We start from the raw sequence: 19,084 nt of genomic DNA, 5'->3' as shown, positions 1-19,084 counted from the left end.
GCAACCCTGGTGTATCAGGCACACCGTGTTGGATAGATTTACGACTGCTGCGCAGCCGAACGGGGATAAATCCCCTCGCCACAGGGCAGTGTTCTTCCTTGTCAGGATTCGGGGTGGAGTGTTCGTGCGATGGCTGATTCGATTTCGATGAAGAAGCTGGTCACCCGACTGCTGCTGGTGGTGGTGGCGATGTTTGTCTTCGGGTTTGCCCTGGTGCCGATCTACGACGTGATGTGCAAGGCGTTCGGCATCAATGGCAAGACCGGCGGGCAGTACGATGGCGAACAAACGGTCGACACTTCGCGGCAGGTTCGCGTGCAGTTTCTGACGACCAATGCCGCCGACATGTCCTGGGATTTCTATCCCAAAAGTGACGAACTGACGGCCAACCCGGGAGCCGTGAGCGAGATGATTTTCATCGCGCATAACCCGACCGATCGCCCGATGAGCGCTCAAGCGGTGCCGAGCATCGCGCCGAGCAATGCAGCGGCGTATTTCCACAAGACGGAATGTTTCTGCTTTACCCAGCAAGTGCTGCAGCCCGGTCAACGGATCGAGATGCCGGTACGTTTCATCGTTGACCGCGACATGCCCAAGGAAGTGAAGCACCTGACGCTGTCCTACACGCTGTTCGATATCACCGCCCGACATCCACCGGTGGCTGTAAACACTGGCGGCTGAGCGTGCCCGATAAGGAGAACAATAAATGGCAACTCATGAACACTATTACGTACCGGCCCAAAGCAAATGGCCGATCATCGCCACCGTCGGTATGTTCGTCACGGTGTTGGGCCTGGCCACCTGGTTCAACGACCTGAAGGCTGCGCGGCCGGAATCCCACGGCCCGCTGATCTTTTTCGTCGGCAGCCTGCTGCTGGCGTACATGCTGTTCGGCTGGTTCGGAACGGTGATCAAGGAAAGTCGCCAAGGGTTGTACAGCGCGCAGATGGATCGCTCGTTTCGCTGGGGCATGAGCTGGTTCATCTTCTCGGAGGTGATGTTTTTTATCGCGTTCTTCGGCGCCCTGTTTTATGTGCGGCACGTGTCCGGTCCGGCGCTCGGCGGTGAAGGCGCGAAAGGCCTGGCGCACATGCTCTGGCCGAACTTCCAGTTCGCCTGGCCGCTGCTGAATAACCCGGACCCGAAACTCTTTCCGGCGCCCAAGGACGTTATCAGCCCGTGGGGCCTGCCGCTGCTCAATACCGTGCTGCTGGTCAGTTCCAGCGTCACCGTGACCATCGCTCACCACGCTTTGAAAAAGGGCCATCGCGGCGCGCTGAAAATCTGGCTGGCGCTGACCGTATTGCTCGGTTGCGCATTTCTTGGTTTCCAGGCCGAAGAATACATCCACGCCTATCAAGAACTGGGCCTGACCCTGGGTTCCGGCATTTACGGCGCAACGTTTTTTATGCTCACCGGATTCCACGGCGCCCACGTCACCATCGGCACCATCATTCTGTTTGTGATGCTGATGCGGATCATGCGCGGGCACTTCGATAACGAGCACCAGTTCGGGTTTGAAGCGGCGAGTTGGTATTGGCACTTCGTGGACGTGGTGTGGATCGGGTTGTTCGTTTTCGTCTACGTACTCTGAGGCTTTACCAAGGCGCAGTAGAAACCAGCTGGCCGCTGAAAAAACCCCAGGCGATCAACCCGACGGTGATGGCGGCCAACGCAACACGAACACTCAAGGCAATGACGAGGCGGTTCGAGCTGCTGTCGTCCTTGACCAGAAAAAACAGGCCGCTGAACAGGCTGACAACCGTGGCAATCAGCATCAGGACGATGGCTGCTTTGAGCATGGTGAGACTCCGGGGGAAAGGCGATGCACTTGAGTATAGCTATCGCGATTACTGACTTTCTGGCGACGCCATGAAGCGCTTTCGGCCGGGCATCGTGCCGACCCTGGTGGTCGCGTTGTTGCTGCCCATGCTGGTGTCACTCGGGTTCTGGCAATTGAGCCGGGGCGCGGAGAAAAGTGCGCTGTTGCAAAGCTACACCGAGCGCCGGGCGGCTGAACCGATGGCCAGCACCGAGCTGCCACACACCGAGGATCCGGCCTTTCGCCGGGTCCGACTGCACGGCCAGTTCGATGCCGCGCACAGCCTGTTGCTGGATAACCGTCAGCGTGACGGCAAAGTCGGCGTCGAGCTGCTGCAACCGTTTCAGGATCAGGCGACCGGGCTCTGGCTGCTGGTCAATCGCGGCTGGCTGCCGTGGCCGGATCGGCGCAACCCGCCGCAATTCACTACACCCAAAGAGGCGTTGAGTCTCGATGCCTGGGTCTACGTCTCCCCCGGCGCCACCTTCCAATTGCACGCCGACCCCAGCTCCACCAGCTGGCCACAACTGATCACTGCCGTCGAACCGGCCAAGCTATGGAAGTCCCTCGATCGCGAAGGTTTCGCCTACGAATTACGCGCAGAAACCGGCCCCGCGTCCTACCAGGCCGATTGGCCGGTGGTGGCCATGGGGCCGGAAAAACACATCGCTTATGCCGTGCAGTGGTTCGCCATGTCGATCGCCCTGTTCGGCCTTTATCTCTATCTCGGCTGGCACAACGCAAAGGAGAAACACCATGGGAGCGGCCATGAATCCACCCAGCATGTCTGAGGCGAAAACGCCGGCAAGTCGGCGCAAAGGCCGCTTGCAGTTAATGCTGATCCTGCTTGGGGTGATCGGTCCGATGATCCTCGCCACCGGCATGTACAAATTGCAGTTCTGGGTGCCGGAGGGCCGCAGTTATCACGGAGAACTGATCGGCAACGGCCAGACCCGTGCGGACCTTGGCGTGCAGGCGCAAGAGGAGCGTTGGCAATTGCTGGTCACGGCGCCCAAGGAATGTTCGGTGGACTGCCAGCAGCTGGTTTATCTGGCGCGGCAGATCCAGATCGGTCTCGGCCGCGATGCCGGGCGTGCCAGTCACGCCCTGGCCGCGGCCCAACCGCTGACGGCCGATTACGACGCCAAGCTGACCCGCGAATACCCGCAATTGCAGCGCTATCCCATGGACCTGACCACCTTCACCAAAACATCGGGGGACAAGACCGCGCCGCAACTGTGGATCATCGACCCCCACGGCAATCTGGTGCTGCGCTACGACCCGACCGTCAAGGGTAAGGACCTGCTCAACGACCTGCGTCACCTGCTGAAACTGTCGAACATCGGATAAGGGCATCGTCATGGCCAAACCTGGATTTCGCCTCGCGCTGTTTGCCACCTTGCTGGCACTGATTGTGGTGTTGCTCGGCGCCTACACCCGCCTGACCCATGCCGGCCTCGGTTGCCCGGACTGGCCGGGTTGCTACGGTTTTATCAGCGTGCCGAAAAGTGAAGCCCAGTTGGCCCATGCCGAATTGCACTTTCCCGATGCGCCCGTCGAAGCCCACAAAGGCTGGAACGAAATGGTCCACCGCTACTTCGCCGGCACGTTGGGGTTGCTGATTTCGGTGCTGGCCGGTCGCGCCTGGGTGCATCGTCGTCATCCGGGCCAACCGGTGAAGTTGCCGTTGTTTCTGCTGGCGGTGGTGATCGCCCAAGCAGCGTTCGGCATGTGGACGGTAACGCTCAAGCTCTGGCCGCAAGTCGTGACCGGCCATTTACTCGGCGGTTTTGCGACCTTGAGCCTGCTGTTTTTGCTGACCTTGCGCCTGTCCGGCGTACTGCCGGCGCTGACCGTGCCACGGCGCTTGCAGCACTGGGCGACGGCCGGATTGCTGCTGGTGATCCTGCAAGTCGCCCTCGGTGGCTGGGTCAGTTCCAACTACGCGGCGGTGGCCTGCATTGACTTCCCGACCTGCCACGGGGAATGGCTGCCACCGGCTGATTTCGCCAACGGTTTTCACCTGACGCAACACATCGGCCCCAATTACCTCGGCGGGCAACTGGACAGCGATGCCCGCACGGCCATTCATCTGACTCACCGTATCGGGGCATTGCTGGTGACGCTCGTGCTGCTGGGTCTGGCCTGGCAACTGAAAGTGGTCGGCATGACACGTCTGGCGGGGCTGGTGCTGATCGCCCTCGCGACGCAGATCACGCTGGGCATCAGCAACGTTCTCTTTCACCTGCCGCTGCCAGTCGCCGTCGCGCATAACGCCGGCGGCGCAGCGCTGCTACTGACAATGGTGCTGGTCAATTATCACGCGCGGACCAGCCTGGTTCGGGTCAAACAGCAACACCCTGCACGCTGGCGGTTCAGCCCGCGTAAACATTCAGCCGGGCCCATAACAATAAAAGGAGAGATGCCATGGCGACTCTGATCGGCGAACGTCACAGCCAGGCGATCTGGCGTGACTACCTGGAGCTGACCAAGCCGAAAGTGGTGGTGCTGATGCTCATCACCTCGCTGGTGGGGATGTTTCTCGCGACCCGCGCCGGGGTGCCGTGGACGGTGCTGGTGTTCGGCAATCTGGGAATTGCCTTGTGTGCGGGCGGTGCGGCGGCGGTGAACCATGTGGTGGACCGGCGTATCGATGCGGTCATGGCCAGAACTCACAAACGTCCCTTGGCAGAAGGTCGAGTCTCGCCGACGGCGGCACTGACATTTGCCCTGGTATTGGCGGTGCTTGGGCAAGCCATACTGCTGGCCTTCACCAATCCGCTGACGGCGTGGCTGACCCTGGCCTCGCTGCTCGGCTATGCGGTGGTCTACACCGGTTTCCTGAAACGCGCGACGCCGCAAAACATCGTCATCGGTGGCCTGGCTGGCGCTGCGCCGCCGCTGCTCGGCTGGACCGCCGCCACCGGCCACGTCAGCGCCGAACCACTGTTGCTGGTGCTGATCATCTTCGCCTGGACCCCGCCGCACTTCTGGGCGCTGGCGATCCATCGCAAAGAGGAATATGCCAAGGCCGACATTCCGATGCTGCCGGTCACCCATGGTGAGCACTACACCAAGGTCCACATCCTGCTGTATACCTTTGCGCTGCTGGCCGTGAGCCTGATGCCTTACGTGATCCACATGAGCGGCATGCTCTACCTGATTTGCGCGCTGGGACTGGGCGCGAGGTTTCTGCAATGGGCCGTGGTGCTGTACCGTGGCACTCGGCCGCACGCGGCGATCAACACCTTCAAGTACTCTATCTACTACTTGTTCCTGCTGTTTATCGCGCTGCTCGTAGACCACTACTTACTGTTGAACCTATGACTCGAACTCAGAAAACCGTCTTTATCCTCGTCGCCCTGATCGCGCTGGTTCTGGGCCTGACCATCAATAAAGTGCTGTCCGGCAAAGGCCAGGGCGATCCGACGGCCCTGATCGACGCCGGGATCATTTTGCTGCCGCAAAGCCGCAACTTGCCGAACGTGACAATGACCGATCAGGACGGCAAGCCTGTGGCGGTCAACGCGCTGAAAGACAAATGGTCACTGCTGTTCTTCGGCTACACCTTCTGCCCGGACATCTGCCCGACCACCCTCGCCCAGCTGCGCCAGATCAAAAGCGAACTGCCGCCAGAGGCTGTGGACAAGTTGCAGATCATCCTGGTCAGCGTCGACCCGAATCGCGACACGCCCAAGCAGCTCAAGCAGTACCTGGGTTACTTCGATCCGCAGTTCCAGGGACTGACGGCGGCGTCGGTTGAAGACATCCAGAAACTGGCCAACGCGGTGAGCATTCCGTTCATTCCGGCGGACACCAGCAAGCCGAACTACACCGTCGATCACAGCGGCAACCTGGCGGTAATCGGACCGGACGGGACACAGCGTGGGTTCATTCGCGCACCGTTGAACAACCAGAAACTGGTGGCGCAGTTGCCGGTGATGCTCAAACGCAAATAAGCACCCCTTTCCCGTAGGAGCCAGGCTTGCCGGCGAAGGCGATTTCATGGACGCCTTCGCCGGCAAGCCTGGCTCCTACAGGGTCGGTGTTTCAAGGCACAAAAAAAGGGGGCGCATTCGATGCGCCCCATTTTTCGTTCAAGCGGCAGATCAGAACGCCGGCAGTACCGCGCCTTTGTACTTCTCGAGGATGAAGGCTTTCACTTCCGGGCTGTGCAGCGCAGCAACCAGTTTCTTCATGTCTTCGCTATCCTTGTCGTCCGGACGGGCAACGAGGATGTTCACGTAAGGCGAGTCGTTGCCTTCGATGACCAGCGCGTCCTTGGACGGGTCGAGTTTGGCTTCCAGCGCGTAGTTGGTGTTGATCAGCGCCAGGTCGACCTGGGTCAGCACGCGCGGGATGGTCGCGGCTTCCAGTTCACGGAACTTCAGGTCCTTGGAGTTCTCGGTGATGTCCTTCACGGTCGCCAGGATGTTGTTCGAATCCTTCAACTTGATCAAGCCAGCCTTGGCCAGCAGCAACAGCGCACGGCCGCCGTTGGTGGCGTCGTTCGGGATCACCACGTTGGCGCCGCCTGGCAGCTCGGTCAGTGCTTTGTACTTGCTGGAGTAAGCGCCCAGTGGTTCCAGATGCACGCCGGCAACGGCAACCAGATTAGTGCTCTTGGCCTTGTTGAATTCATCGAGGTACGGCTGGTGCTGGAAGAAGTTGGCGTCCAGACGTTTTTCGGCCACTTGCACGTTCGGCTGGATGTAGTCGGTGAAGACTTTGACCTTCAGGTCCACGCCTTCTTTGGCCAGGGCCGGTTTAACGAATTCGAGGATTTCGGCGTGCGGAACCGGGGTGGCCGCGACGGTCAGGGTATCCGCGTGTGCGGAAAACGCTGCAACGGTAGCGAACGCGACGAGTAGTTTTTTCATTCAGCTAACTCCTTGTGAGGCGCCTGTCTTCGGCGCCTGCCAGCGAATGGCCGGCTCAATTGTCATTTACGAGAGAAGTGGACAACCAGCTTGTCGCCAACGGTTTGCAGCACTTGCACCAGCACCAGCAGCAACATCACGGTCACGACCATCACATCAGGCTGGAAACGCTGGTAACCAAAACGGATCGCCAGGTCGCCCAGACCACCAGCGCCAACCACACCGGCCATCGCCGTGTAGGACACCAGTGTAATCGCTGTCACCGTAATCGCCGCGAAGATGCCCGGGCGAGCTTCCGGCAGCAAGGCATTGGTGATGATCTGCCGTGTCGTGGCGCCCATGGCCTGGGTGGCCTCGATGATGCCGCGATCCACTTCACGCAGGGCGGTTTCCACCAGTCGCGCGAAGAATGGCGTAGCGCCAATCACCAGCGGTGGAATGGCACCGGCGACCCCGAGGGACGTGCCGGTGATCAACACGGTGAACGGGATCATCACGATCAGCAGAATGATGAACGGCAGCGAACGCAGGATGTTCACCATCAGCGACAGCATCGCGTAGACGCCTTTGGCTTCCAGCAACTGACGCGGGCTGCACAGGAACAACAGCACGCCCAGGGGCAGGCCGAGCAAAACGGTGAACAACAACGAACCGAAGAGCATCAGCAGGGTGTCGCCAGTGGCCAGCCAGATTTCAAACCAGTCGATATTGACGAAGAAACTTGTCAGGACTTCCATCAGCGCAAGACCTCCATGTGGACGTCAGCCGCGGTGAAGTGGGCGAACGCCGCCTCCATGTCGCCACCGGTGACGGCCAGGGTCAATTGCCCGTAGGGGATGTCTTTGATGCGGTCGATACGACCGGCCAGGATGCTGTAGTCCACACCCGTTTCCCGAGCGACGGTGCCCAGTAACGGTGCGTAGGTCGCTTCGCCCTGGAAGGTCAGACGCACGATGCGGCCCGGCACGTGAGCGAAGTCGTCGCGCTGTTCGCTTTCGTCAATCTGCTCGTCTTCCTGCACGAAGCGCTTGGTGGTCGGGTGCTTCGGATGCAGGAACACCTCGGCCACCGAACCTTGCTCGACGATCACGCCAGCGTCCATCACCGCCACTTGGTCGCAGACCCGGCGGATCACGTCCATCTCGTGGGTGATCAACACAATGGTCAGCTTCAGTTCGCGATTGATCTCGGCCAGCAATTGCAGGACCGATGCAGTGGTCTGCGGGTCCAGTGCGCTAGTGGCTTCGTCGCACAACAGGATTTTCGGCTTGGTTGCCAGGGCGCGGGCGATGCCGACACGTTGCTTCTGACCGCCAGACAATTGCGCCGGGTATTTCCTGGCGTGGTCGGACAGACCGACCCGCGCCAGCAACTCGGCGACACGCTGGTCGATCTCGCTGCGCGACAGTTCACCGGCCAGGGTCAGTGGCAGCGCGACGTTGTCGGCCACGGTCTTGGACGCCAGCAGGTTGAAGTGCTGGAAAATCATCCCGACCTGCTGGCGGAAGCGTCGCAGGCTGTTGGCGTCGAGCGCCGTGACTTCTTCGCCGTCGACGAAGATCTTGCCGCCACTGGACTCTTCCAGGCGATTGATCAGACGCAGCAGGGTACTTTTTCCCGCACCGGAATGACCGATCAGGCCGAAGACCTGACCGTTCTCAATCGTCAGACTGGTCGGGTGCAGGGCGGGGATATCCTTACCGGCGACGCGGTAGGTTTTGTGGACGTTTTGAAACTCGATCACGTAGCGAACCTTGTGGGGCGCGTTGGAATAGGGTCAGCGGTTAGCCGGGCGCGCATTTTAGCCTGTCCGTATAGAGGTTATTAGCATTTATTCCGCATTCAACCTTCCATTTGGCAATAACGCGATCAAAGGTTAGAAAAAAGGAACGGCTAAAAAGCTCATCAGTCACTAATAAGGCAACTCGAAAACGCCCCCCGGTGCCGTGCCTGGGGAATGCATATGAGTCCTGGCTACGGGATCGCAACGAGGAGTTTACGACTGATGAGTACTAAAAAGCCTGCAGCCCCCAAAAGCGCAATGGCCGGGACCGATTCCCTGGACCGCGGCAACACCAATGCCAAGCTCGATAGCCTGGAAAAATTCCGCTCCGATGCCACCGAACAGGCCCTGCGCACCAATCAGGGCGTGAAGGTTTCGGACAACCAGAACACCTTGAAGGTCGGCGCCCGCGGACCGTCGCTGCTGGAAGACTTCATCATGCGTGAAAAGATCACGCACTTTGACCATGAACGCATTCCAGAGCGCATCGTTCACGCCCGCGGCACGGGCGCCCATGGCTACTTCCAGACCTATGAAAATCATTCGGTCCTGACCAAGGCCGGATTCCTACAGGATCCGGGCAAGAAAACCCCGGTGTTCGTGCGCTTTTCCACGGTGCAGGGACCTCGCGGGTCGGGCGATACCGTGCGGGACGTACGCGGTTTCGCCGTAAAGTTCTTCACCGACGAAGGCAACTTCGACCTGGTGGGCAACAACATGCCGGTGTTTTTCATTCAGGATGCGATCAAGTTTCCCGACTTCGTGCACGCCGTGAAGCCCGAGCCGCATAACGAGATTCCTACCGGCGGCTCGGCCCACGATACGTTCTGGGACTTCGTTTCACTGGTGCCGGAATCAGCGCACATGGTGATCTGGGCCATGTCCGACCGGGCGATCCCTAAAAGCCTGCGCAGCATGCAAGGCTTTGGTGTGCATACGTTCCGGTTGATCAATGCCGAAGGGAAATCACGCTTCGTCAAATTCCACTGGCGCCCTACCGCCGGTACTTGCTCGCTGGTGTGGGATGAAGCGCAGAAGCTCACCGGTAAAGACACCGACTATCACCGTCGTGATCTCTGGGAGTCGATCGAGATGGGCGACTACCCGGAATGGGAACTGGGCGTGCAGGTCATCGAGGAAGAAAACGAACATAAATTCGACTTCGATATCCTCGACCCGACCAAGCTGATCCCGGAAGAACTGGTGCCGATCACCCCGCTGGGCAAAATGACCCTCAACCGTAACCCCGACAACTTCTTTGCGGAAACCGAGCAGGTTGCGTTCTGCCCAGGCCATATCGTGCCGGGAATCGACTTCTCCAACGATCCTTTGCTGCAAGGTCGACTGTTTTCCTACACCGATACGCAAATCAGCCGACTCGGCGGGCCGAACTTTCACGAGATTCCGATCAACCGTCCGGTGGCGCCGTTCCATAACGGCCAACGGGATGCGTTGCATCGCACCACCATCGACAAGGGGCGCGCGGCCTACGAACCGAACTCCATCGATGGCGGCTGGCCAAAAGAAACGCCGCCCGCCGCGCAGGACGGTGGGTTCGAGAGCTACCCTGAGCGCATTGACGCCAACAAGATTCGCCAGCGCAGCGAGTCGTTCAGCGACCATTTCTCCCAGGCGCGCCTGTTTTTCCACAGCATGAGCAAGCACGAGCAGGAACACATCATCTCGGCTTACAGCTTTGAGCTGGGCAAGGTCGAGCGTGAGTTCATCCGGGCGCGTCAGGTGAATGAGATCCTGGCCAATATCGATCTGGAACTGGCCAAGCGCGTGGCACAGAACCTCGGCTTGCCGGCGCCAAAGGCTGGCACCGTCGAAGTGCGTAAAACCTCGCCGGACCGCTCACCGGCCTTGAGCCAGGCCAACCTGCTGCCGGCGGATATCAAAACCCGAAAAGTGGCGATTCTTGCGGCCAACGGTGTCGATGGTGCTGCGATTGATGCAATGAAGAAGGCGTTGAAGGCCGAAGGGGCACACGCCAAGTTGCTCGGCCCGATCTCCGCACCCGTGACCACCGCCGATGGCAAAACACTGCCGGTGGATGCGTCGATGGAAGGGTTACCTTCGGTGGCCTTTGACGCAGTGTTCGTGCCCGGTGGCGCGGCGTCGATCAAGGCGTTGAGCACCGATGGCGTGGCGCTGCATTACCTGTTGGAGGCGTACAAGCACTTGAAGGCGATTGCGCTGCATGGCGAGGCGAAGCAGTTGCTGGATGTGTTGAAGCTTGAGGTGGATGCCGGGTTGATCGTGGGGACTGATGCCACGTTGATCAAACCGTTTTTTGCGGCGATCGGGCAGCATCGGGTTTGGGATCGGGAGCCTAAGGCCAAGGCGATTCCGGCTTAAGGATTTGAGTATTTAGAGAGGACGCCTTCGCGGGCAAGTCGGACCGCCGCACCGCTCGCTCCTACAAGTATCGAGTCGTTCGCTTGTGTGATGAACGACGCGACCCTGTAGGAGCGAGGCTTGCCCGCGAAGCTTTTAGGGCTTGCGAGGACTTAGTACCATCTGCGCTGGAATGTTGCGCAGGATCTGTTTTTCCAGGTTCAAATCAAACCCCGAGTCCAGCTTCTTCACCCGCTTGGTCAGCAACGTAGCCAACCAAGGGTAATCCTGGGTGCGCGGCGCCTGAATACTCACGTCGCACTGGTAATTCACCACATCGGCGGCGATCGCATCCAGTTGGCGGCGAAGCTTGGTCATATCGGTGAGGTTCAATGCAATCGTGGTGCTTTCGGCGGTCGGATCAATCACTTTCGCCTGCGGTTTAGCCTCAGCAGCCAACAGCGCCGCTTCGGCCCTGTCCAGCTCGGCTTTACGCGCATTAACGATGGCGTTGTTGACCCCACCGGTCAGCGCCGGAGCCTTTGGCATTAACGCCCGAGCCCGAGCCAGCGCCGTGGCGGCCGCATTCACATCGCCCTTTTGCAACACGATCTGGCTGCGGCGCAGGTAGGCTTCGGCCAATTGCCGCTGATATTGCACAAGGGACGGGTCGTCGGGCGACTGGGCCTGCAAGGTCGCCAGTTGATCTTCGGCGGTGGCCAGCTCGCTGCTGGCCAGGTTTTGCTCCAGCTGCGCGATGGCCGCAGCCCGTGCATCGGTCGCCTCAGTGGTGGCCGATGGCGTGCTTTGGCAAGCGCCCAGTAGCAGCGAAAATGCGACAAGGAGCAGATAACGGGAGGCTAACAGCTTCATTCCTGCGACTCTCTATTTGCGCAAAAAACGAGCAAGTCTACACCCCTCGACGGGGCAGGACAAAACTCAGCAGAAACAGTGCGGCGGCCGTCACAACAATCGATGGGCCTGCCGGTGTGTCCTTGAACCACGACAGTGCCAAGCCGCCACAGACCGCGAGCATGCCCAGCAGGCTCGCGCCCAGTGCCATCTGCTCCGGCGAGCGGGCGTGACGTTGTGCCGCAGCTGCCGGGATGATCAACAACGAAGTAATCAGCAACACACCGACGATTTTCATCGCCACAGCGATCACCACAGCGATCAGCAACATCAGGGTCAGGCGCAACGCCGGCACTGGCAAACCTTCCACTCTGGCCAGTTCTTCGTGCACCGTGATTGCCAGCAATGGCCGCCACAATGTCACCAGCAAAGCCAGAACGGCAGCGCTGCCGCCGAGTATCCAGGCCAGATCGGTCGGGCTGATCGCCAGCAAGTCGCCAAACAGATAAGCCATCAGGTCGATCCGCACTTCGTGCATGAAGCTTAGTACGACCAGGCCCAGAGAGAGCGTGCTCGGTGCGAGAATTCCCAAAAGCGTGTCGGACGCCAGCGGTTGACGCTGTTGCAACGTCACCAACAGCACCGCCAACAGCAAGCAGCCGACGGTGACAGCCACGGTCGGGCTGACATCCAGCAAAAAGCCCAATGCCACGCCGAGCAAGGCGGCGTGGGACAAGGTGTCGCCGAAATAGGCCATGCGCCGCCAGACCACAAACGAACCCAGCGGTCCTGCGACCAGTGCCAAAGCCAGACCTGCAAGCAGGGCGTAGAGCAGAAAATCAGCCATGCTTGCAGCTATCTCCATGGACATGGGTGTGGGCCGCCGGGGCCGCGCTGACTACCGAGCCATGCAGGTCATGGGCGTGGTCGTGGTGGTGGTGATAAATCGCCAGGCTTTGTGCGTTCTTCCCGAACAGCTCGACGAACGCCGGATCACCGCTGACCTGTTCCGGGTGCCCGGAGCAGCAGACATGACGATTCAGGCACACCACCTGGTCGGTGGTGCTCATGACCAGGTGCAAATCGTGGGAGACCATCAACACGCCGCAGCCGTGACGGTCGCGCAGGCGTGTGATCAGGCTATAGAGCTCGGCCTGACCGGCCACGTCGACACCTTGCACCGGTTCGTCGAGCACCAGCAATTCCGGCTCACGCAACAAGGCCCGAGCCAGCAGCACCCGCTGCATTTCGCCACCGGAAACACTTTGCACCGGGCTGTCGATCACCTGCTCGGCGCCGACTTCCTTGAGTGCTTCCAAGGCCCTGGCCCGGTCCACGCCCGGCACCAGACGCAAGAAGCGCAGCACGGACAGCGGCAGCGTCGGATCGACGTGAAGTTTTTGCGGCATATAACCGACCCGCAGTTTCGGCTTGCGCCAGACGCTGCCGCTGTCCGGCTTCAACAGACCGAGCACGGCGCGCACAAGCGTGGTTTTGCCCGCACCATTCGGGCCGATCAGGGTGACGATCTGCCCCGGCTCGACGCTCAGCTCGATGTTATCCAGCACGTTTTGCCCGGCAAAGGTGACGGCAACCTGCTCGAGGCGGATCAGCGCGTTGCTCATCAAGCCCCCTGGCAACCCGAGCAGAGACCGACGACTTCAACGGTCTGGCCTTCGACGACAAACCCGACATCCTTGGCGCTGCTGACGATGGCATCGCTGATGGATTTCTGTTCGAGTTCGATGGCGGCGTGGCATTCGCGGCAAATCAGGAACTGACCCTGATGGGCATGCTCCGGGTAATTGCAGCCAATGAAGGCGTTCAACGAGGAGATGCGGTGGACAAGGCCGTTTTCCAGCAGGAAATCCAGCGCGCGGTACACGGTTGGTGGCGCGGCGCGGCGGCCGTCCTGCTCGCTGAGTACCGCGAGGATGTCGTAGGCACCCAGCGGTTTGTGGCTTTGCCACACCAGTTCCAGCACCCGCCGACGCAAAGCGGTCAGGCGCAAGCCTTGACGTGCGCACAAGGCATCGGCCTCCGACAGAGCGCTATGCACGCAATGAGAGTGATCGTGGGGACGGCTGGCAATCGGTGTTTTAGGCATGAGCGGCGACGAGTTTTGTGAGAGACGTTATTATGTTACCCGTTCTCACCTCTTCGAGTGGTCATCGTGTCCCGACTTTTTTCTATCTTTGTCGCATTTGTCGCAAGTTTTCTGCTGATTGGTTCGGTCCAGGCTGACGTCAAAGTCCTTACCAGCATCAAACCGCTACAGCTGATTGCCGCTGCGGTGCAGGACGGCGTGGCGATTCCGGAAGTGCTGCTGCCGCCCGGTGCTTCGCCGCATAACTATGCCTTGCGCCCTTCCGACGTACGGAAGGTGCAATCGGTGGATCTGGTTTACTGGATCGGTCCGGACTTGGAAGGTTTCCTGCCTCGCGTGTTGAACGGTCGTACGCTGCCGAGCGTCGCCGTGCAGGATTTGCCGGGGCTGAAACTGCGCCGTTTCGCCGAAGACAGCCTTTCCCACGCGGAAGAAGCCGACGAACATGACCACGATCATCGTCCAGGCAGCCTGGACGCGCATTTGTGGTTGTCCCCGGTGAACGCCCGCGTAATCGCCAGCAAAATGGCTGCTGACCTGAGTACAGCCGATCCAGCCAATGCGGCGCGTTATCAGAGCAACCTCAAGGCGTTCGATGAGCGTCTGGATGCTCTGGATCTGCGATTGAAGGCGCGCCTTGCGGGTATCGCGGGCAAACCGTACTTTGTGTTCCACGAGGCGTTCGATTATTTCGAAGATTCTTACGGCCTTAAGCACACCGGCGTATTCAGCGTCGCAGCCGAAGTGCAACCGGGCGCTCAACATGTCGCGGCCATGCGCACACGCTTGCAGGAAGTTGGCAAGACTTGCGTGTTCAGTGAGCCGCCGTTGCGTCCGCGCCTGGCGGAAACGCTGGTGGCCGGACTGCCGGTGAAGTTGGCGGAGCTGGATGCGCTGGGCGGGTACACGCCAGCGACTGCTCAGGGATATGAGCAGGTGCTGGAGAAGTTGGGGAATGATTTGGCGGGGTGTCTGGAGTCGTTGTAATTCCAGAATTGCGGCGCCCCATTCGCGGGCAAGCCTCGCTCCTACAGATCACACCAACCTGTAGGAGCGAGGCTTGCCCGCGAAGCTTTTAGAGGGCGAACGGTAGCGGCGTACTGACCTTCTGCCGCTGCGCCAAGCGCTGCTGGAACTCCATCGGATCGTGAATCAACACGTCCTGCCCGGCGAAAGATTCCGCGGCGATCAACCGTGACAACCAAAACCGCACACACGCCACGCGCAGCATGGTCGGCCACAGCTCGGCTTCGGCTGCCGTGAACGGCCGCAACGCCGCATAAGCCCCGAGCAATGCTCGCGCTCGCGGTCCGTCGATCAGACCGTCATCGCCTGAACACCAGTCATTCAAGGCAATCGCCACGTCGTAGAGCATCGGCCCCGAACACGCGTTGTAGAAGTCGATCAGCCCGGTCAGGTGCGTGCCTTCGAACATCGCGTTGTCGCGGAACAGGTCGGCGTGGATGTTGGCCCGTGGCAACGCCAGAATTTTCGTTTTCTGCTGAGTGATTTCGTCCAGCGCCCGTTGCAGCAGATCGCTTTGCTCGGCATTCAGGTGGGACAGCAACTGCGTGCCCTCCTCCAGCATCCAGTCCAGGCCACGATCGGTTTTGCGCTTGATCATGTTGGCCTGGGTCGCCAGGTGCAGATGGCCCAGCAGCTCGCCGACTTGAGCGCAATGCTGCGCGTTGGCGACCTTGATGTGCTTGCCGGCCAGACGTGGCTGCAACAGCGCAGGCTTGCCGGCCAGTTCGCGCAAGGCAACGCCGTCGGTGGTTCGCAACGCGTACGGCACCGGCAGATCGGCTTCGTGCAGCACGTCGAGCAGTTCGATGAAGAACGGCATCTCCTGAACCGGACCGCGCTCAACCAGAGTCAGGACAAATTCGCCCTGCTCCAGGCTGATGAAGAAATTGGTGTTCTCACTACCGGCGGCAATCCCCTGGAAATCAAGCAGGCGGCCGAGCCCGTATGGGGCGAGAAAGGTTTCCAGCTCGGGCCGAGCCAGCGGGGTGAACACAGACATGTTTAAACTGCCAGTACGGGCGCCGCTGCTTGAGCCAGCGCCGATTGAAATTAAGAAACTACTTCCACTCAAAAATTTTCCATGACGGAATCAGCATATCCGGCTGATCCGAGCGGATGAAGTTTGCATCGGTACCGTCCGCACGCACCAGAAAATAGGGCGGTGCACCCTTCGGCGTGACTTTGATCGCGTACAGGAAACCGTTTTGGCGGTACTCCTGAATGACCTTGTCACCTTCCGTGCGGATCGTGACTTCCGGCTCCGGTGTCGGCGCATCGTCCGCCGCCATGACAGCCAGGGGAACGGTTGCAAACAAGCCAGCCAGCAACAGGCGATTTAGTGTGCGCATGATAACCTTGTCCCTTTGTCGTCAACGGTCCCGCTATTCTAGCGCCGGACCCGCCGAAAAGGTTGATCCTGCTCATGAGCCAAGCCCCCCTCGTCCTGGTGGACGGTTCTTCTTACCTGTACCGCGCCTTTCACGCCCTCCCACCACTGACCACGTCCAAAGGCCTGCCGACCGGTGCGGTCAAAGGCGTGTTGAACATGCTCAAGAGTCTGCGTAAGCAGTACCCGGACAGTCCGTTCGCCGTGGTGTTCGACGCCAAGGGTGGGACGTTTCGCGATGACATGTACGCCGAATACAAGGCCAACCGTCCGAGCATGCCAGATGACATGCGCGTGCAGATCGAGCCACTGCACCAGAGCGTGATCGCGCTGGGCTTCCCGCTGCTGTGCGTCGAAGGCGTCGAGGCCGATGACGTGATCGGCACACTGGCCCGCAGCAGCGCGGCGGCTGACCGCCCGGTGGTGATCTCCACCGGCGACAAGGACATGGCGCAACTGGTCGATGGCCACATTACCTTGGTCAACACCATGACCGGTAGCGCGCTGGACGTGGAGGGCGTGAAGGAGAAATTCGGCGTCGCTCCCGAGCAGATCATCGATTATCTGGCACTGATGGGCGACTCTTCCGACAACATTCCGGGCGTTCCGGGCATTGGTCCGAAGACCGCTTCGGGCCTGCTGGTCGGTGTGAACGGCGGCCTGACCGAGCTGTACGCACAGCTCGACATCGTCCCGACCCTGCCGATTCGCGGCGCCAAGACACTGCCGGCCAAGCTCGAAGAGCACAAGGAGATGGCGTTCCTCTCCTATCAACTGGCGACCATCAAGATCGACGTACCGCTGGATATCGGCCTCGACGACTTGCAAATGGGTCAGCCAGATCACGACAAACTCGCCGAGCTCTACACACTGCTGGAATTCAAGAGTTGGTTCGACGACAACCAGCGCGACGCCAAGCGTTCCGGCCAGGAAGTCACCGCTCCGGTGGCTGAAGAAGCCGCTGTCGAGACTGAACTCAAGTACACCACGATTCTCACCCAGGCCGATTTCGACCTGTGGCTGAAGAAGCTCAACGACGCCAAGCTGATCGCCTTCGATACTGAAACCACTGGCATTGACGCGCAACAAGCGCAACTGGTCGGCCTGTCGTTTGCTGTACAGGCCAACGAAGCGGCCTACATCCCGCTGACCCATTCCTACATGGGCGTGCCGGATCAGCTCGATCGCGACACCGTGCTGCGCGCGCTGAAACCGATTCTGGAAGACCCGAACAAACTCAAGGTCGGCCAGCACGCCAAGTTCGACATGAACATCCTGGCCAACTGCGCCATCGGTGGTGACCAGAGCTGCGGCATCACCGTGCAAGGCATTGCCTTCGACACCATGCTCGAATCCTACGTGCTGGATTCCACTGCGACCCGCCACGACATGGACAGCCTGGCGCTGAAGTACCTGAACCACACCACTACCAGCTTCCAGGACATTGCCGGCAAGGGCGCCAAGCAGCTGACGTTCGACCAGATCTCGCTGGAACTGGCCGGGCCTTACGCCGCCGAAGACGCCGACGTAACGCTGCGCCTGCATCAAACCTTGCAGGAAAAGCTCAATGCCATCCCGAGCCTGAGCAAAGTCCTGAGCGAAATCGAAATGCCACTGGTGCCGGTACTCGCGCGAATCGAACGCCAGGGCGCATTGGTCGATGCCAACCTGCTGGGCATTCAAAGCGTTGAACTGGGCGAAAAAATGGTCGCTCTGGAGCGTGAGGCATTCGCCATCGCCGGCGAAGAATTCAACCTCGGCTCGCCGAAGCAATTGGGCGTGATCCTGTACGAAAAGCTCGGGCTGCCGATCCTCAGCAAAACTGCCAAGGGCCAGGCATCCACCGCCGAAGCCGTCCTCGCGGAATTGGCCGAGCAGGATTACCCGCTGCCCAAAGTGCTGATGCAGTACCGCTCCATGAGCAAGCTGAAAAGCACTTACACCGATCGCTTGCCGGAGCAGATCAACCCGCGCACCGGGCGGATTCACACGTCTTATCATCAGGCTGTCGCAGCGACAGGGCGTTTGTCGTCCAGTGATCCGAACTTGCAGAACATTCCGATCCGCACGGCTGAAGGGCGTCGGATTCGTCAGGCGTTCGTCGCGCCTAAAGGCTACAAGCTGCTGGCGGCGGACTATTCGCAGATCGAACTGCGGATCATGGCTCACCTGGCCAAGGACGAAGGTTTGCTGCACGCGTTCCGCAATGACCTGGACGTGCACAGGGCCACCGCCGCCGAAGTGTTCGGCGTGGAACTGGCCGACGTCACCATCGATCAGCGTCGCAGCGCCAAGGCGATCAACTTCGGTTTGATCTACGGCATGAGCGCGTTTGGCCTGGCCAAGCAGATCGGCGTTGATCGCAAGCAATCCCAGGCGTACATCGACCGTTATTTCGCCCGCTACCCGGGTGTTCTGGAATATATGGAACGCACCCGCGCCCAGGCGGCCGAGCAAGGTTTTGTCGAGACGATCTTCGGTCGTCGCCTGTACCTGCCGGAAATCAACGCGAAAAACCCGGCCCTGCGCAAAGGTGCCGAGCGCACGGCGATCAACGCCCCGATGCAGGGCACGGCGGCGGACATCATCAAGAAAGCCATGGTGGCGGTGGATAACTGGCTGACCTCATCGGGCCTGGACGCCAAAGTCATCCTGCAGGTGCACGATGAATTGGTGCTTGAGGTGCGTGAAGATCTGGTCGACCAGGTCCGCGATGAAATTCGCGCGCACATGAGCGACGCCGTGAAGCTGGATGTGCCGCTTCTGGTCGAGGTTGGCGTAGGCAATAACTGGGATGAGGCTCACTGAGCCGTCTGAAAGGCGTTTTCTGCTGCGGCATAGCGCCGCGGCAGAAAGGTCGAAGGGCTGTTATTTCGAAAAATGCTTG

At 60.1% G+C, this 19,084-nt stretch carries 20 protein-coding genes; 10 read left to right on the top strand and 10 right to left on the bottom strand.

Annotation, left to right across the window (positions count from 1 at the left end; all coding sequences use genetic code 11):
• Window positions 1–129 precede the first annotated feature (129 nt).
• Window positions 130–681 carry a cytochrome c oxidase assembly protein gene (locus tag EYC95_RS03445; RefSeq protein ID WP_131059110.1) on the top strand — a complete coding sequence of 184 codons (552 nt, stop codon included), beginning with the start codon at window positions 130–132 and terminating at the stop codon, window positions 679–681.
• A gap of 25 nt (window positions 682–706) precedes the next feature.
• Entirely contained in the window at window positions 707–1,594 is an 888-nt protein-coding gene (locus tag EYC95_RS03440) for a cytochrome c oxidase subunit 3 (RefSeq protein ID WP_131059109.1), read from the top strand.
• A gap of 4 nt (window positions 1,595–1,598) precedes the next feature.
• On the opposite strand, the gene EYC95_RS03435 is transcribed toward EYC95_RS03440, so the two are convergent.
• Window positions 1,599–1,802, bottom strand: coding sequence for a twin transmembrane helix small protein (locus tag EYC95_RS03435; protein ID WP_094469789.1), 204 nt, complete (start codon window positions 1,800–1,802; stop codon window positions 1,599–1,601).
• Between the two features lie 70 nt (window positions 1,803–1,872).
• Between EYC95_RS03435 and EYC95_RS03430 the strand changes: the two genes are divergently transcribed.
• From EYC95_RS03430 to EYC95_RS03410, 5 genes are read left to right on the top strand one after another with little or no spacing between them, the layout of a single operon-like run.
• The gene (locus EYC95_RS03430) at window positions 1,873–2,613 is read left to right on the top strand and encodes an SURF1 family protein (RefSeq protein WP_131059108.1); all 741 of its coding nucleotides are present in this window, start codon (window positions 1,873–1,875) and stop codon (window positions 2,611–2,613) included.
• Window positions 2,579–3,172: a hypothetical protein gene (locus EYC95_RS03425; RefSeq protein ID WP_131059107.1), complete on the top strand. Its 594-nt coding sequence runs from the start codon at window positions 2,579–2,581 to the stop codon at window positions 3,170–3,172. The genes EYC95_RS03430 and EYC95_RS03425 overlap by 35 nt, the downstream gene beginning before the upstream one ends.
• A gap of 10 nt (window positions 3,173–3,182) precedes the next feature.
• Window positions 3,183–4,262 carry a heme A synthase gene (locus tag EYC95_RS03420; RefSeq protein WP_131059106.1) on the top strand — a complete coding sequence of 360 codons (1,080 nt, stop codon included), beginning with the start codon at window positions 3,183–3,185 and terminating at the stop codon, window positions 4,260–4,262.
• Window positions 4,250–5,149: a heme o synthase gene (gene cyoE / locus EYC95_RS03415; RefSeq protein WP_131059105.1), complete on the top strand. Its 900-nt coding sequence runs from the start codon at window positions 4,250–4,252 to the stop codon at window positions 5,147–5,149. The genes EYC95_RS03420 and cyoE overlap by 13 nt, the downstream gene beginning before the upstream one ends.
• A complete protein-coding gene (locus EYC95_RS03410; protein ID WP_131059104.1) occupies window positions 5,146–5,781 on the top strand; it encodes an SCO family protein in 636 nt (211 codons plus the stop codon). The genes cyoE and EYC95_RS03410 overlap by 4 nt, the downstream gene beginning before the upstream one ends.
• Before the next feature lie 150 nt (window positions 5,782–5,931).
• Here the strand turns inward: EYC95_RS03410 and EYC95_RS03405 are convergent, their stop codons facing one another.
• The 3 genes from EYC95_RS03405 to EYC95_RS03395 all read right to left on the bottom strand — a co-directional run bounded on the left by EYC95_RS03405 (window position 5,932) and on the right by EYC95_RS03395 (window position 8,446).
• Window positions 5,932–6,702, bottom strand: coding sequence for a MetQ/NlpA family ABC transporter substrate-binding protein (locus EYC95_RS03405; protein ID WP_131059103.1), 771 nt, complete (start codon window positions 6,700–6,702; stop codon window positions 5,932–5,934).
• 62 nt (window positions 6,703–6,764) lie between these two features.
• Entirely contained in the window at window positions 6,765–7,439 is a 675-nt protein-coding gene (locus EYC95_RS03400) for a methionine ABC transporter permease (RefSeq protein WP_131059102.1), read from the bottom strand.
• Entirely contained in the window at window positions 7,439–8,446 is a 1,008-nt protein-coding gene (locus tag EYC95_RS03395; protein ID WP_131059101.1) for a methionine ABC transporter ATP-binding protein, read from the bottom strand. The genes EYC95_RS03400 and EYC95_RS03395 overlap by 1 nt, the downstream gene beginning before the upstream one ends.
• A 261-nt stretch (window positions 8,447–8,707) precedes the next feature.
• On the opposite strand from EYC95_RS03395, the gene katE reads away from it, so the two are divergent.
• Window positions 8,708–10,846, top strand: a complete 2,139-nt coding sequence (gene katE / locus EYC95_RS03390; protein ID WP_131059100.1) for a catalase HPII — start codon at window positions 8,708–8,710, stop codon at window positions 10,844–10,846.
• 135 nt (window positions 10,847–10,981) lie between these two features.
• On the opposite strand, the gene EYC95_RS03385 is transcribed toward katE, so the two are convergent.
• From EYC95_RS03385 to zur, 4 genes are read right to left on the bottom strand one after another with little or no spacing between them, the layout of a single operon-like run.
• Window positions 10,982–11,698: a PA5502 family lipoprotein gene (locus EYC95_RS03385; RefSeq protein ID WP_131059099.1), complete on the bottom strand. Its 717-nt coding sequence runs from the start codon at window positions 11,696–11,698 to the stop codon at window positions 10,982–10,984.
• Window positions 11,699–11,735: 37 nt separating this feature from the next.
• Window positions 11,736–12,524, bottom strand: a complete 789-nt coding sequence (gene znuB / locus EYC95_RS03380; protein WP_017341765.1) for a zinc ABC transporter permease subunit ZnuB — start codon at window positions 12,522–12,524, stop codon at window positions 11,736–11,738.
• A complete protein-coding gene (gene znuC, locus EYC95_RS03375; protein ID WP_131059098.1) occupies window positions 12,517–13,302 on the bottom strand; it encodes a zinc ABC transporter ATP-binding protein ZnuC in 786 nt (261 codons plus the stop codon). The genes znuB and znuC overlap by 8 nt, the downstream gene beginning before the upstream one ends.
• Window positions 13,302–13,784, bottom strand: coding sequence for a zinc uptake transcriptional repressor Zur (gene zur, locus EYC95_RS03370; RefSeq protein ID WP_131059097.1), 483 nt, complete (start codon window positions 13,782–13,784; stop codon window positions 13,302–13,304). The genes znuC and zur overlap by 1 nt, the downstream gene beginning before the upstream one ends.
• A gap of 66 nt (window positions 13,785–13,850) precedes the next feature.
• Between zur and EYC95_RS03365 the strand changes: the two genes are divergently transcribed.
• Entirely contained in the window at window positions 13,851–14,771 is a 921-nt protein-coding gene (locus tag EYC95_RS03365) for a zinc ABC transporter substrate-binding protein (RefSeq protein ID WP_131059096.1), read from the top strand.
• An 88-nt stretch (window positions 14,772–14,859) separates the two neighbouring features.
• Here EYC95_RS03365 and EYC95_RS03360 read toward each other — a convergent pair whose 3' ends face one another.
• Both EYC95_RS03360 and EYC95_RS03355 read right to left on the bottom strand, forming a co-directional pair.
• Window positions 14,860–15,810 (bottom strand): homoserine kinase, encoded by a 951-nt coding sequence (locus tag EYC95_RS03360; protein WP_131059095.1) that lies wholly within the window; start codon window positions 15,808–15,810, stop codon window positions 14,860–14,862.
• A gap of 58 nt (window positions 15,811–15,868) precedes the next feature.
• Window positions 15,869–16,159, bottom strand: coding sequence for a DUF2782 domain-containing protein (locus EYC95_RS03355; protein ID WP_034149452.1), 291 nt, complete (start codon window positions 16,157–16,159; stop codon window positions 15,869–15,871).
• A 74-nt stretch (window positions 16,160–16,233) separates the two neighbouring features.
• On the opposite strand from EYC95_RS03355, the gene polA reads away from it, so the two are divergent.
• Window positions 16,234–19,005: a DNA polymerase I gene (gene polA, locus EYC95_RS03350; protein ID WP_131059094.1), complete on the top strand. Its 2,772-nt coding sequence runs from the start codon at window positions 16,234–16,236 to the stop codon at window positions 19,003–19,005.
• The last annotated feature ends 79 nt before the right edge of the window (window positions 19,006–19,084 follow it).

Origin of the sequence: Pseudomonas sp. BGI-2 (genome assembly GCF_004310295.1) — a bacterium.
In the GTDB taxonomy this organism is placed as follows: domain Bacteria; phylum Pseudomonadota; class Gammaproteobacteria; order Pseudomonadales; family Pseudomonadaceae; genus Aquipseudomonas.
Note: the sequence above shows the minus strand (reverse complement) of the source record. Positions and strands in the feature narration are given on the sequence as shown.